The sequence below is a fragment of the Streptococcus parasalivarius genome, assembly GCF_054785155.1.
The window spans coordinates 38,670-52,365 of the sequence record NZ_BAABOB010000010.1; the positions used below are offsets into that span (position 1 = coordinate 38,670).

The 13,696-nt window shown below is 40.3% G+C and carries 10 protein-coding genes and 13 tRNA genes; all 23 read right to left on the bottom strand.

Annotation, left to right across the window (positions count from 1 at the left end; genetic code table 11):
* Positions 1 to 85: 85 nt before the first annotated feature.
* On the bottom strand, positions 86 to 3,811 hold the full coding sequence (locus tag ACYVQ1_RS09445) for a phosphoribosylformylglycinamidine synthase (protein ID WP_461250502.1): 3,726 nt from the start codon (positions 3,809 to 3,811) through the stop codon (positions 86 to 88).
* Between the two features lie 66 nt (positions 3,812 to 3,877).
* The gene (gene purC / locus ACYVQ1_RS09450; RefSeq protein ID WP_037599463.1) at positions 3,878 to 4,585 is read right to left on the bottom strand and encodes a phosphoribosylaminoimidazolesuccinocarboxamide synthase; all 708 of its coding nucleotides are present in this window, start codon (positions 4,583 to 4,585) and stop codon (positions 3,878 to 3,880) included.
* A 262-nt stretch (positions 4,586 to 4,847) separates the two neighbouring features.
* Positions 4,848 to 5,093, bottom strand: a complete 246-nt coding sequence (locus tag ACYVQ1_RS09455) for a phosphopantetheine-binding protein (RefSeq protein WP_461250503.1) — start codon at positions 5,091 to 5,093, stop codon at positions 4,848 to 4,850.
* The gene (plsX, locus tag ACYVQ1_RS09460) at positions 5,093 to 6,097 is read right to left on the bottom strand and encodes a phosphate acyltransferase PlsX (RefSeq protein ID WP_347106073.1); all 1,005 of its coding nucleotides are present in this window, start codon (positions 6,095 to 6,097) and stop codon (positions 5,093 to 5,095) included. The genes ACYVQ1_RS09455 and plsX overlap by 1 nt, the downstream gene beginning before the upstream one ends.
* A 211-nt stretch (positions 6,098 to 6,308) precedes the next feature.
* Complete coding sequence (gene recO / locus ACYVQ1_RS09465; RefSeq protein ID WP_461250504.1) at positions 6,309 to 7,082, bottom strand: DNA repair protein RecO; 774 nt, start codon at positions 7,080 to 7,082, stop codon at positions 6,309 to 6,311.
* A complete protein-coding gene (locus ACYVQ1_RS09470) occupies positions 7,069 to 8,244 on the bottom strand; it encodes a pyridoxal phosphate-dependent aminotransferase (protein ID WP_461250505.1) in 1,176 nt (391 codons plus the stop codon). Before ACYVQ1_RS09470 ends, recO begins: the two co-directional genes overlap by 14 nt.
* A gap of 91 nt (positions 8,245 to 8,335) precedes the next feature.
* Complete coding sequence (locus tag ACYVQ1_RS09475; protein ID WP_002886286.1) at positions 8,336 to 9,301, bottom strand: ribose-phosphate diphosphokinase; 966 nt, start codon at positions 9,299 to 9,301, stop codon at positions 8,336 to 8,338.
* Positions 9,302 to 9,512: 211 nt separating this feature from the next.
* Positions 9,513 to 11,024: a PcsB-like coiled-coil domain-containing protein gene (locus tag ACYVQ1_RS09480; RefSeq protein ID WP_461250506.1), complete on the bottom strand. Its 1,512-nt coding sequence runs from the start codon at positions 11,022 to 11,024 to the stop codon at positions 9,513 to 9,515.
* 84 nt (positions 11,025 to 11,108) lie between these two features.
* Entirely contained in the window at positions 11,109 to 11,633 is a 525-nt protein-coding gene (gene mreD, locus ACYVQ1_RS09485) for a rod shape-determining protein MreD (RefSeq protein WP_461250507.1), read from the bottom strand.
* 1 nt (position 11,634) lies between these two features.
* A complete protein-coding gene (gene mreC / locus ACYVQ1_RS09490; protein ID WP_461250508.1) occupies positions 11,635 to 12,465 on the bottom strand; it encodes a rod shape-determining protein MreC in 831 nt (276 codons plus the stop codon).
* Positions 12,466 to 12,521: 56 nt separating this feature from the next.
* Positions 12,522 to 12,609: transfer RNA gene (locus tag ACYVQ1_RS09495), tRNA-Ser, on the bottom strand.
* A gap of 4 nt (positions 12,610 to 12,613) precedes the next feature.
* Positions 12,614 to 12,687 (bottom strand) — tRNA-Ile (locus ACYVQ1_RS09500).
* 31 nt (positions 12,688 to 12,718) lie between these two features.
* Positions 12,719 to 12,789: transfer RNA gene (locus ACYVQ1_RS09505), tRNA-Gly, on the bottom strand.
* Between the two features lie 9 nt (positions 12,790 to 12,798).
* Positions 12,799 to 12,871 (bottom strand) — tRNA-Phe (locus ACYVQ1_RS09510).
* 3 nt (positions 12,872 to 12,874) lie between these two features.
* Positions 12,875 to 12,948 (bottom strand) — tRNA-Met (locus ACYVQ1_RS09515).
* Positions 12,949 to 12,957: 9 nt separating this feature from the next.
* A tRNA-Ser gene (locus tag ACYVQ1_RS09520) sits at positions 12,958 to 13,047 on the bottom strand.
* A 19-nt stretch (positions 13,048 to 13,066) separates the two neighbouring features.
* Positions 13,067 to 13,140 (bottom strand) — tRNA-Ile (locus ACYVQ1_RS09525).
* Positions 13,141 to 13,156: 16 nt separating this feature from the next.
* Positions 13,157 to 13,230, bottom strand: a tRNA-Met gene (locus ACYVQ1_RS09530).
* A gap of 5 nt (positions 13,231 to 13,235) precedes the next feature.
* Positions 13,236 to 13,309: transfer RNA gene (locus ACYVQ1_RS09535), tRNA-Pro, on the bottom strand.
* 6 nt (positions 13,310 to 13,315) lie between these two features.
* Positions 13,316 to 13,389: transfer RNA gene (locus tag ACYVQ1_RS09540), tRNA-Arg, on the bottom strand.
* A 14-nt stretch (positions 13,390 to 13,403) separates the two neighbouring features.
* Positions 13,404 to 13,489 (bottom strand) — tRNA-Leu (locus ACYVQ1_RS09545).
* Between the two features lie 6 nt (positions 13,490 to 13,495).
* Positions 13,496 to 13,567, bottom strand: a tRNA-Gly gene (locus ACYVQ1_RS09550).
* A 6-nt stretch (positions 13,568 to 13,573) separates the two neighbouring features.
* Positions 13,574 to 13,646: transfer RNA gene (locus ACYVQ1_RS09555), tRNA-Thr, on the bottom strand.
* Positions 13,647 to 13,696: the final 50 nt, after the last annotated feature.

The following is a 13,696-nucleotide window of genomic DNA, read 5'->3' on the forward strand; positions in this document are numbered from 1 at the left end:
TCCACTAATGTGAACTCAAGTTTTCAAGCTCTTTATAACCACTGCATATCGAAAAATATCATTGCTGAGTGCACTTGGCACTCTATTATTTTCCAGTAAAGTATTTAACCGCTGACGCAAAGAGGTGTTGGTCTTTATTTCCTGGAATATTTTGGAAGAGACCGTCTTCGAAACGTTCTGAGTGACCCATCTTCCCAATAATTTGACCATTCTTGCTTGTGATACCTTCGATAGCATTCACAGATCCGTTAGGATTGTATTTTGAATCCACGCTTGGTTTACCTTCGAAGTCAACATATTGGGTAAAGATTTGACCATTGTCACGAAGCTCTGCAAATTCCTCAGCTGTCACGACAAATTTACCTTCACCATGTGATACTGGGATGGCATGGATGTCACCAACTTCTACTCCGGCAAGCCATGGTGAGTTCGTGTTGGCAATACGTGTTTCTACCATCTTAGCCACGTGTTGATTGGCATCATTGTAGAAGAGGGTTGGACTAGTACTGCTTGCATCTTCAAAGTTACCGTATGGAAGGAGACCTGATTTGACAAGAGCTTGGAATCCATTACAGATACCGATGATTAAACCACCACGTTCGATGAAGCTATCGATGGCTGCACGTACTTTTTCATTGAGCAAGATGTTAACGATAAATTTAGCTGATCCATCTGGTTCATCGGCTGCTGAGAAGCCACCTGCAAAGAAGATAATGTTAGCTTTTTCGATATTGTCAACCATGGTGTCAACAGACTTGACAATAGCCTCTTCATTAAGTGTTACAAATGGTACCAAGTTGACTTTTGCACCTTCTTTTTCAAAGGCCTTAGCTGAATCGTACTCAGAGTTAGTACCTGGGAATACTGGGATGTAAACCACTGGTGTCTCAACTGTTTCTTTAGCTTTGATAACAGCATCTGATGCCACAGCAGGTACTTCTTCCAACTCAGTTGCTTGTGCAAATTCCGTTGGGTAAACTTCTTCCAATTTACCTTGGAAGGCACTGTCAAGTTTGTGTCCATCAAGCGTTACACCATTGACAGTAAGTGTAAAGTCAGCTGCTGTTTGTCCAATCTTGGCAACGCCTGCAATTTCTTCAGGCGATGTGAAGATGAATCCGCCCAATTGGGCTGTCAAGCTGGTGTCAAGGTCAGCTAATTCGACGTTAGCACCAATATGGTTACCAAATGTTGCAAGGGCAAGAGCTTCAAGGACACCACCATATTTGACAGCTGATGCAGATGTGATTTTATAATCAGCTTGGATGGCTTCAAACTTAGCAAAGTTAGACTTGATAAGATCGAAGTCAATTTCTTGTGCCAAAGCTTGACCTGGAATATAGTAAATATTTTCACCAGCAGCTTTAAATTCTGGAGAAAGGACCTTACGGCTATCTGCTGTTGTCACCCCAAAAGCAACCAAGGTTGGTGGTACTGTCAACTCTTCAAAGGTACCAGACATAGAGTCTTTACCACCGATAGATGGCAAACCAAGTTGAATCTGAGCTTCAATGGATCCAAGAAGAGCTGATACTGGTTGACCAAAACGCTCTGCTTGTTTATCCATACGCTCGAAGTATTCTTGATAAGAGAAACGAGCCTTAGACCAGTTTGCACCAGCAGCAACCAAACGAGCGGTTGCTTCGATGACCGCATAAGCCGCACCATGATATGGAGACCATTCTGCTACATAAGGGTTGAACCCTTGCGCCATAACAGAAGCAGTTGTTGTCACGCCATGTTGGACTGGCAATTTCTGTACAGAAGCTTCAGTTGGTGTGATTTGGTAGCGACCACCAAGTGGGTGATTGACTGTTGAACGACCAACCGAGCTATCAAAGATAGTTTGTAATCCCTTTTGACTGGCATGGTTAAGGTCAGCCAAAACTTCAAGTGTATCAGCTTCAAGGGTTTCAGCAGATGTTTGGCGTTCTTCTGGAAGCTTGACATCCTTGTCAACTACCTTAGCATCCACAACTACACGTACACCGTTTGTATCAAGGAAACGACGTTCCAAATCAACGATGGTTTCGCCATTCCAGTGCATAACAAGATTTGGTTTTTCAGTCACTGTCGCAACGACAACAGCATCAATATTTTCTTTATTACATTCAGCAACGAAGGCGTCTACATCTTCTGGACGAACCACTACAGCCATACGTTCTTGAGACTCAGAAATGGCAATTTCTGTACCGTTCAAACCTTGGTATTTCAATGGCACTTTGTCTAGATCAATTTCAAGACCATCTGCCAATTCACCGATAGCCACACAGACACCACCAGCACCAAAGTCATTTGATTTCTTGATAAGACGTGTCACTTCCCCATTACGGAAAAGACGTTGAATCTTACGTTCTTCGATGGCATTCCCTTTTTGAACCTCAGCACCAGCTGTTTCAACTGATTCAACCGTTTGAACTTTAGAAGAACCTGTCGCACCACCGACACCGTCACGTCCAGTCTTACCACCGAGCAAGATAATTACATCACCAGCTTCAGGTTTTTCACGAACAACATTTTCCTTAGGAGCCGCACCGACCACAGCACCTAGCTCCATACGCTTAGCAACGAAACCTGGGTGGAAGTATTCACGAACATAGGTTGTTGCAAGACCAATTTGGTTACCGTATGAAGAATAACCGTGAGCTGCTGTTTTAGAAATCACTTGTTGTGGTAATTTACCAGCACGAGTTTCAGCAATTGGTGTTGTAATATCACCAGCACCTGAGATACGCATGGCTTGGTAAACGTATGAACGCCCTGACAATGGGTCACGAATGGCCCCACCGATACAAGTAGCAGCCCCACCAAATGGTTCGATCTCCGTTGGGTGGTTGTGGGTTTCGTTCTTGAACATGAGAAGCCATGGCTCTTTCACACCATTGACATCCACTTCAATTGCAACAGAACAGGCATTGATTTCATCAGACACTTCCATGTCATCCAAACGACCATTGGCACGCTCGTAACGACCAAAAATAGTCGCCATATCCATCAAGGTTTGGGGTTTTTCGGTACGTCCCAACTCATCACGCATGGCAATATACTTGTCATAAGTCGCTTGCAATTGTTTTTCAAATTTAGAAGCTGAGAAGTCGATGTTTTTCAACTCAGTCTCGAAAGTTGTATGACGACAGTGGTCAGACCAGTAAGTATCCAACACCTTAAGCTCAGTCTCAGTTGGCACACGACCAATAGACTTGAAGTAATCTTGAATGAATAGAAGGTCATCCACTTCCATTGCCAATCCTTGCTCTGCCTTATACTTAGCAAAATCTTCTGCCGTATAAGTTTCAAAGAAATCCAAACTTGGAATGGTCTTGTCAGACTCAGAGAAATCCTGTTTAGCAATGCCAACAGTGATGTCTTTGAAGCGAGAATCCACTGGGTTCAAGAGGTAGTTTTTGACAGCTTCCAACTCATTCGCATCAATATCCTTGTTAACCAAGTAAAGTTGCGCTGTGTTCACCGTTACATCATTTGAACTACCAAGCAAAAGCAAAGCTTCCTGTGAAGATGCCGCACGTTGATCAAATTGACCAGGCAAACTTTCGATAGCAAAGAAAGCATACTTCTCAAAATCAGCCTTAACCGCAGCTTCATCCAAAACAGTATCGGTCACTTGCTCAGAGAAGATGTGTTTTTCCGCACGCGCAAACAAGTCCTCTGCCAAATTAAAGACATCGTAAACTTGAACAATACGAAGATCATTCAAAGTTTTCAACTGAAGATTATGCTTTAATTCTTTTACTAAAGAGTGAGATTTCACACGAAAATCAGCTTTTTTCTCAACGAAAATACGTTTATCCATTTTATTTCCTTTATCTATTTCTACTTAAAGATTGTAGTGAAGACCAAGTATTCTATTTGTAAAAGGCTACTTCAATCCTTGCAATTTTTCCAATACAACTTCATAAACATCTGTCAAGCTACCAAGATCACGACGGAAGACATCCTTGTCCATATGGTGCCCCTCAGCATCCCAAAGGCGGCAGTTATCTGGTGAAAATTCATCTGCCAAGATAATTTTGCCATCCTTATCAAAACCGAATTCCAATTTGAAGTCAATCAAACGAAGACCAATTTGTGCAAACCAATCTTTCAGCAATTCATTGATACGACGCGTTTCTTCCTTGATATAAGCAATTTGTTCATCATTGGCAATATCCAAGAACTTCACATGCTCATCATTGATGAATGGATCATCCAAATCATCGTTCTTATAGTAAAATTCAACGATAGGAGTTTTTAAGTCCAAACCTTCTTCCACGCCAAAACGTTTAGAAAAAGAACCCGCAGTCACGTTACGAAGAACAACCTCCAAAGGAATAATTTTCACTTTCTTGTTGAGTTGTTCTGTGTCAGAAATACGTTCGATAAAGTGAGTAGCTACACCCGCAGCATTCAATTTTTCAAAAATAAGAGACGAAATCTGATTATTTAGCACACCCTTTCCCTTAATAGTCTCCTTACGAGCACCATTAAGCATAGTTGCTTGGTCCTTATAGACCGACTTAATCACATTTTCGTCTTCTGTACTATAAATATCTTTAGCTTTACCAGTATAAATTAGTTGGTTTGACATGGTATTGTTCGCCTTTCAAGTTTTTTCTTCTTCATTATACCATACAAAAAACCAAAAACCAACATATAACAAACTTTATTACTTTAGTAAAAAAACAACGTTCGTCTTTTGATTGTTTTTTAGAGTTTCCTAATAAAAAATGTATAGAAAAAAGGAGTGTGACAGAACTAAATCCATATAACATTTAGTTTCTTGCCTCACTCCCACAAAATAACAATCATATAATACACAACTATTATACTCTTATCTATCTCTAGCTTTCTTATTCTTTATTCAATTCCTCAGACAAATAGTCCAACAAATCAGCTACCTTAACCATATGGTCAATAGTATCATCGGAAATCTCAAGAGCAAACTCATCCTCCAAATTAATAATGAATTCCATAAGCTCTATTGAATCTACACCCAAGTCATCTAATTTGGTGTCTTCGGTTAAAACAATGTCCTCTTTACCCATCTGCTCTTGAATCACGAACTGCATTTTCTGAAGAATTTCTACTCTACTCATCAGTTAGCCTCCTCTTTCGGACTAAAGGCTTCAACTAGCTGCTCAACAACCTTAGTATCAAGCATCGTACGAACCTGCTTAATGGTGTAGTAAACTGCCTTAGCATCACTAGATCCATGACATTTTACTACGGGAGCTTTAAGACCAAAGAGAACCGCACCTCCGGCGCTAGAGTAATCCATAGTCTCTTTCATACCTTTTAGACTGTCCTTCAATAGGAAGGCACCTAACTTAGCTTTAAGACCACCATTCATGATAGTTGACTTAAGAGTCTTCATGGCACCAAGTCCCGTTCCTTCAATTGCCTTAAGAACTGCATTTCCTGTGAAACCATCAGCGACTACTACATCAGCAGCTCCTGACATAATTTCACGTGCCTCAACATTACCAACAAAGTTAATACTTGGCTCCTTAGATAGGAGTTCAAAAGCCTCCTTACGAAGACTATCCCCCTTTGTTTCCTCAGTCCCATTATTAAGGAGACCTACACGAGGATTGGCAATGCCACGCACATTTTTAGCATAGAAAGAGCCTAAAATAGCATATTGATGCAAATGACTAGCTGTATTTTCCGCATTTGCACCTAAATCAAGCATATCAAAGGGTTGACCAGTAAAACTTGGCATTGTTGACATAAGACCTGGACGCTCAACTCCCTTAATACGTCCGACCACGAAGAGACCTGCGGCAAGAAGGGCACCTGTATTTCCCGCAGAAATCACGGCACCTGCTTTTTTCTCCTTAACAGCTTGTGCACCTAAGACCATTGAAGCTTTTTTCTTCTTGCGAATAGCTTTAGCTGGCTCATCATCCGAATTTATCTTTTCATCAGTATGCACAATGCTCACACGTTCATTCGCTGTCAAATAAGTCTTGATTTTAGCTTCATCACCATAAAGCTGGATTTCAATATCTTTGAAATCTGCTATAGCCTGATTGACTCCCTCTACAATTGCTTGTGGCGCATTATCGCCACCCATAGCATCTACTGCAATTACATGCATAGCATTCTCCCTCTCGTCCTCTGCCATAAAAAACAAACTCAGATTTCTTTCAATAAAACATTAGGTAACTAAAATAGACTAGTTCACTGTTTCTAGCAGAGTCTTTCAGCTTATTATCTTCTTATTATAGCACGAACTGACCTGCATTTTAACCCCTGAGACTGAAAACCATTACTTTCCTGTTTCACGTGAAACAAAAAGAAGATAATGTCTAGTCAGCACTATCTTCTTTATTCATAATATGGCCCCAAGAATTTAGATTATCAATAAACTTCTTACTTTTAAGATGTATTCCAACATAATTATCATAGAGGTCATCGATAAAATATCGTAGCTTTCGTTTCATGTCATCCTTAACAGATATGCTTCTCAATTTTTCAAAGGAAAGCCCCTGAAAACGATCTAAAAGATAAGGCACATTAGGGTCCAAGTGACTACGCCTTTCATCCTCTGCATAGTGATTTGGACAAAGTAGCCCCGAAAACTTAAACGAGAAATCAAAAGGAAGGCCTACACGATGACAAAAGACACACTCGTGAAAATTCAAGCGTACGCCGAAACGGTCTAAAACCTGAATCTCAAAGATATTAGTCAAGATTTCATAATCCAAGCCTTCTTCCATTAATTCAAGCGTCTTCTCCAAGAATACAAATAATTGCGCATCTGTCACACCATCAGCAATAGTAGCATCTGTCAATGCAGCCAAATATGTCGCATAAGACAGCTTGAAAATATCGCTTGTAATTTCCTTGAAGGATTGTGCCTGGCTATAATCTTCTATGAAAGATAGACCTTCATCATTTACAGTCATCATGAATTCAGCGATGGTCAAGGGTTGAATGACAGCACTTAATTTACCTGCCCCACCACCTCTAACAAAAAACATCCGTTTACCAGCTTGCTCGGTAAAAATTTTAACTAGTTTATCATTCTCACGATAATTACGATTGAAGAGGACAAGGCCTCTACTCTCAAGCTTCTGCATGTTCTTCCATAAACTCTTTCAAACGAGTCATAGCTGTTTCAATAGTATCCATGCTAGCCGCATACGACAGGCGAACAAAGCCTTCGCCATACTTCCCAAAAGCGACCCCTGGGATAATCGCAATAGCTTTTTCACGAGCAAAGTCTTGGCAGAACTTAAAGGAGTCTTGAGTATACCCTTCTGGAATCTTAGCAAAGATGTAGAAAGCACCATCAGGTTTAATAATTCTGAAACCAAGCTCAGTCATTTTTTCAAGAATATAATCACGACGCTTCAAGTACTCAACTTTCATTGGTTGGGCATCATCCTTACCAGCAGATAAGGCTTCAATAGCTGCAAATTGCGCCATTGTTGCTGCAGCTGTTACCAAATATTGGTGACTCTTAATCAACTGAGCCGTCAAGATTGCAGGTGCGAAAATCAAACCAATACGCCACCCTGTCATCGCATGAGATTTAGACAAACCATTAATCAAAATCGTTTGTTCCGGCAAATACTCAGCAATAGATACATGGTGATCCACATAAGTTAGTTCAGAGTAAACTTCATCACTAACAACAAAAATATCGTATTTTTTCAGAACTTCAGCCAGATCTTTAATCTGTTGACGTGAGTAGGTCACACCGGTTGGGTTGGTTGGGTAGTTAAGCAAAACGGCTTTAAGCTTATCTCCCTGCTCCAAAATTGCCTTTTCTAACATCTCCGGAGTCAAAACAAAATCATTAGCTGTTGTATCAATTTCGACAATTTCAGCACCAACTAGATTAGCAATCGGCTCATATCCTGGATAGGCTGGTGCAGGTAAAAGAATCGTATCACCTGGCTCCAAAATCGCTGTCAAAGTTGCAGAAAGGGCTTCTGTAGCTCCAATAGTCACCAATATTTCATTTTCTGGGTTATAAGTAAGATTGTATTTTTCCTTAACAAACTCCGCAGCTGCCTGACGTAAGGCAGGAAGCCCTGCCATACCTGTATAGTGCGACTGGTTAGCATCAATAGCAGCTTTAGCAGCCTCTTTTACATGATCTGGAGTTGTAAAATCAGGTTCACCAAGTGTCAACTTTTTGATTCCTGGTACATCTGAAATTGATTGGTCAAACTGACGAATCATTGAAACTTCAATCTTATCTAAATTTTTATTAAAACGTTGTGTTAAATCCATCACGGTCACCTCTTTGCAATTATGCCTTACATTATATCAAAAACTCAAACGCATTTAAACACCAAAAAAGCTAGCCTAGGCTAGCTTTAGTCTATTTATGGCCCATTTCAAACAAAGGTGACAATGGACGTTTTTCATGAATACGAATAATTGCCTCTGAAATCAAATCAGCAATTGAAATTTGTTCAATTTTATCAATCAAACGTTCTTCTGGAAGATAAATCGTGTCCAATACGACAAGCTTCTCAATAGCAGATTTTTGAATATTATCAAGTGCTGGACCTGACAATACAGGGTGAGTACATGAGGCATAAACATGAGTTGCACCAGCTTCAGCAAGCGCATCCGCCGCATGACAGATTGTACCCGCAGTATCAATCATATCATCAATCAAGATACATGTTTTACCTTCAACGTTACCAATAATATTCATAACCTCAGAAGTGTTCATTTTATCAACACTACGACGCTTATCAATGATTGCAATTGGTGTTTTCAAACATTGAGCAAGTTTTCGTGCACGAGTCACACCACCATGGTCTGGAGAAACAACAACAACATCATCTCCAGTAAGACCAGCACGATCAAAGTAATCTGCAATAAGTGGTGCACCCATCAAATGGTCTACAGGAATATCAAAGAATCCTTGAATTTGAGAAGCATGGAGGTCAACTGTCAAAAGTCGATCAACACCTGCAACCTCAAGCATATTAGCAACCAACTTAGATGTGATTGGTTCACGTGAACGTGCCTTACGGTCTTGACGTGCATAACCATAATAAGGCATAACAACACTGATTGTTTCTGCACTTGCACGTTTTAGTGCATCAACCATAATCAAGATTTCCATCAAGTTATCATTTACAGGGGAGCTTGTAGATTGAAGAATAAAAACGTGATGACCACGGATAGATTCTTCAATATTAACTTGAATCTCACCATCTGAAAATTCACGAACACTTGATTTTCCGAGTTCAATACCCATTTTATCAGCAACTTTTGCTGCTAATTCCTGGTTAGACGACAAAGCAAACAACTTCAAATTCGTATAAGACATGATTTCCTCCAAAATATCTACTAAACCATTCTACCTTTTTTTAGATTGATTTTCAATGCAAAATAAATGGTGTCACAGTAACTTAACAAGACTAAAAAGATTTATCCTTAGTTACGACATTTTCCCAGCTAAAATCAGTTCCACAAAGTAAAGAGATTTTCCCGTAAAATAAAAAGGATTCGAGAAAATTCGAATCGCTTTTTTGTGTTCATTATGGGTAAATATAGTATACAGAACCACCATGAGCTGATGATGTTGGATCAAATGTACCACGGTAGTTACCGATTGACATGTTACCAGCATAGTTTGATTCCATAACTTGAATTGAATTTGCACCTGATGCTGATGTGACGTAAGCTACGTGACCATAACCACCACCATCATTTGGCCAAACCGCAATTGCACCGGCTACAGGAGTTGTACCAACTGAGTGGCCAGCTGCTTGTGCGCTAGCAATCCAGTTTTTAGCATTACCCCAGTAATTACCAACCCATGAAGCTAGTGATTTAGCACCCCAAGTACATTGACCAACTGGATATGTATTAGGAGTTGATGCTGCTGATACTTTAGGTGTTTCAGCAGCAGGAGCTGGTGCTTCTGAAGCTGCAGGTGCTTGACTTGCTGGTGCTTCAGATGTTGCTGCAGGTGCTTCGCTAGCAGGAGCTTCTGAAGCTGCTGGAGCAGCTGATTCTGGTTGTGCTTCAGATGTTACTGGAGCAGCAGGCTCTTGTTGTGCCTCTGACGCAGCTGATTCTGGCTGTACTTCAGATGTTGCTGGAGCAGCAGGCTCTTGTGTTGCTTCTGAAGTTGCAACAGTTGGCTCTTGAGTAGTTTCTGAAGTTTCTGATGAAACTGGTTCTTGTGCTACTTCTGAGGCTGTCGCTGTTTCTGAAACAGTAGCTTCAGAAGGTTGAGCTACAGCTTCTGAAGTTGCTGCCGCCTCTGATTGAGCTACAAATGCTGCCGCTTCTGAAGATGCTACTGCTTGTGCTGCTGCCTCTGATTCTGCAATTGCTTGAGACTGAGCAACTGATGCTGCAGTTGAAGCTGCCACAGCTTCTGCAGTTGATTTAGCAGAAACAAGTGATGTTTTTTCATCTTGTGCTGTAGCCAATTCTGCAGCCAAAGTAACTTGTGCTGCTTCTAGTTCAGCTTGTTGAGTTGTCAAACCAGCTTCTGTTGTTTCAAGCTCAGCTTTATTAGTTGCAATTTCATTAATAGCAGCTTGGTTTTGTTCTTGCTTTGCAGCAAGCTCTTTTTGATCAGACTCTTGTTTTGTCAACATGTCATTATTAGCTGTAACAACTTTTGAAATAGCTGTGATACGAGTAATAGCTTCAGAGATTGACTTAGAGTTCAAGATAGAGTTGATATAGCTAGTCGCAGTATTATTTTGTTGAGCACTACGAGCTTGTTTCGCCAAAGAATCTTGACGAGCTACAATTTTACTTGATAATTCTTGAATTTCAGATTCCAAATCTGCTGACACTTTTTCAAGTTCAGCATTTTTAGTTTCCAGTTCTGATTTTTGTGTTCTAAGTGTAGATACTTGAGATTGGATTGTAGCAACTTGCGCTTGTGCAGTCTCTTGTTGAGAAGCAAGGTTACTAATTGCGTTATCTGCAGCAGCGATTTGCGAATCATAATCCTCTGCATGTACTGATGCAGCTGCTGATAAGGTTACACCACTTACCAACACTGCTGAAAGAATACGTTTTTTCATAATATAAAATACTACTCCTTTTCGATAAGACCTTCTTATTGTATCAAAAAATGGCGCAAACTTTGTTACGCCAATATTACAGTTCTATTTAAATCTATCAACTGACAGATACAAAAATAATTTTTCAAGAATAGGTTTAATAAAGATAAAGATCAAAAGATTAAACACTATACTAGGACTTAGTTGATAAATAATAAAATCCGTCACAGACTCATTGGAGAAACCATAGAATAAGGCAAAGCCAAAATTTATGGTATCAAAGAGAAATAAGAATAAAAACATTAACAAAAAATCAACATAGGTATTTCTCTTAACAATTCGACCTAGCTGAATTAACAGATAGCATAACAGTGGCAGAGTTAGAATCACTATACCAACTGTTTTGAAATAATAGGTATCATAAAGAAATCCAAAACAAATAAGGTAAAGAAATGCATACTTATTTGGATAATCAAGAGTTAAGATGAAAATATAAATAATAAAAAGATTAGATGATAGAAAAAATTCCGGAGATAAATAATGATTAAGGATCATCGAAATATGTCCATCCCATAGAAAAGGGACAATACTCAGTAAGAAAAGAATAATAGAATACTTGGACAATTTCATATTATTTACCATCTCCAACTAAAGTAACATAAGAAATTTTATCAAAATCAGCATAAGGTTTTACCAAAATCGTACGATTTCCTTCATAATCACTCACAGAGTCTACAGTACCAATTGGAACATCCTTTACTGATACATCATCAAGACCACTTGTAACTACTTCAGTGCCAACCTTAACGTTAGAAGATGAATTAAGTTGTGTCATCTCTAACAGCTTCTTTTTACTATCATAACGAGATATAATCCCGAAAATCTGGTTATCGCCCTCTGATTTGACGCTAGAAGCAAGGTAGCTATCACTAGAACTACTAGAGAGTAAAGAAATAGTTGTTGTATCATCGTATACTTTAGTAACAGAACCAATTACTCCACCATTAGAAGTTGCTAGCATGGACTTACTAACATTCTTAGACTTACCAACATTAATCGTTAACTCTTTTAACCAAGTAACAGAAGGCCGCATAGAAACTTCAGCAGTGAGAACATTATCACGACTTAGCTTGTCCGAAAGATTAAGCGAAGCTCTTAAAGAATCATTCTCTTCTTGCAAGTTAGAGATAATAGCTGATTGATTTTCTAAATTTGATAAAGATTTTTTTAAATCACGATTCTCAGAATAAGTTGATAAAAGATCAGAAAGAACATTATGAGATTTTGATAGTGCAGTAAATGGAACTGAAACCACTGAGTCAACTTTGGTTACTAAACCAGAAACATTAGAGGAGATATCCTTCGTTAATTTTTTATTAGTAAAGACAAAAGAAAAAAACATTACAAAAAATAGAATAACAATAAACCCATAAAGAAGAAATCGATAAAAACTATTTTTCATTTTGTCACCTCAAAAAAGAAAACGAATTATCTAAAAGATAATTCGTCATAATACTACGGAGAATGGGGGATTCGAACCCCCGCGCCAGTTACCCGACCTAACGATTTAGCAAACCGTCCTCTTCAGCCTCTTGAGTAATTCTCCAATATGGGCACGAGTGGAATCGAACCACCGACCTCACGCTTATCAGGCGTGCGCTCTAACCATCTGAGCTACGCGCCCAAGCAAATGCTTGGCTATAATATCCAAATAAAGCGGGTGACGAGAATCGAACTCGCGACAACAGCTTGGAAGGCTGTAGTTTTACCACTAAACTACACCCGCTTAACAAAATGGCGCGAGACGGAATCGAACCGCCGACACATGGAGCTTCAATCCATTGCTCTACCAACTGAGCTACCGAGCCATATTGCGGGAGCAGGATTTGAACCTACGACCTTCGGGTTATGAGCCCGACGAGCTACCTAGCTGCTCCATCCCGCGTTAATTATAAGGAGGATGTGGGATTCGAACCCACGCACGCTTTTACACGCCTGACGGTTTTCAAGACCGTTCCCTTCAGCCGGACTTGGGTAATCCTCCAAATATTATAATTAATATATGGACCTTGTAGGACTCGAACCTACGACCGCTCGGTTATGAGCCGAGTGCTCTAACCAGTTGAGCTAAAGGTCCAAGAAATCCATATATATAGCGGCGAAGGGGATCGAACCCCCGACCTCCCGGGTATGAACCGGACGCTCTAGCCAGCTGAGCTACACCGCCATAAATCGGGAAGACAGGATTCGAACCTGCGACCCCTTGGTCCCAAACCAAGTGCTCTACCAAGCTGAGCTACTTCCCGATAAAATGCACCCTAGAGGAGTCGAACCTCTAACCGCCTGATTCGTAGTCAGGTACTCTATCCAGTTGAGCTAAGGGTGCTCATTATTATATTATGCCGAGGACCGGGATCGAACCGGTACGAAAGTTTCCTTTCGCAGGATTTTAAGTCCTGTGCGTCTGCCAGTTCCGCCACCCCGGCTCCTCAAGCGAACGACGGGATTCGAACCCGCGACCCCCACCTTGGCAAGGTGGTGTTCTACCACTGAACTACGTTCGCATTTTATGCCGGCTACATGACTTGAACACGCGACCCTCTGATTACAAATCAGATGCTCTACCAACTGAGCTAAGCCGGCTAACTTTTCTAATGCGGGTGAAGGGACTTGAACCCCCACGCCGTTAAGCG

Bases quoted from the DNA above. Each gene is read 5' to 3' on its own strand.
- ACYVQ1_RS09445 (WP_461250502.1), bottom strand. From the start codon at position 3,811: ATGGATAAACGTATTTTCGTTGAGAAAAAAGCTGATTTTCGTGTGAAA.
- purC (WP_037599463.1), bottom strand. From the start codon at position 4,585: ATGTCAAACCAACTAATTTATACTGGTAAAGCTAAAGATATTTATAGT.
- ACYVQ1_RS09455 (WP_461250503.1), bottom strand. From the start codon at position 5,093: ATGAGTAGAGTAGAAATTCTTCAGAAAATGCAGTTCGTGATTCAAGAG.
- plsX (WP_347106073.1), bottom strand. From the start codon at position 6,097: ATGCATGTAATTGCAGTAGATGCTATGGGTGGCGATAATGCGCCACAA.
- recO (WP_461250504.1), bottom strand. From the start codon at position 7,082: ATGCAGAAGCTTGAGAGTAGAGGCCTTGTCCTCTTCAATCGTAATTAT.
- ACYVQ1_RS09470 (WP_461250505.1), bottom strand. From the start codon at position 8,244: ATGGATTTAACACAACGTTTTAATAAAAATTTAGATAAGATTGAAGTT.
- ACYVQ1_RS09475 (WP_002886286.1), bottom strand. From the start codon at position 9,301: ATGTCTTATACGAATTTGAAGTTGTTTGCTTTGTCGTCTAACCAGGAA.
- ACYVQ1_RS09480 (WP_461250506.1), bottom strand. From the start codon at position 11,024: ATGAAAAAACGTATTCTTTCAGCAGTGTTGGTAAGTGGTGTAACCTTA.
- mreD (WP_461250507.1), bottom strand. From the start codon at position 11,633: ATGAAATTGTCCAAGTATTCTATTATTCTTTTCTTACTGAGTATTGTC.
- mreC (WP_461250508.1), bottom strand. From the start codon at position 12,465: ATGAAAAATAGTTTTTATCGATTTCTTCTTTATGGGTTTATTGTTATT.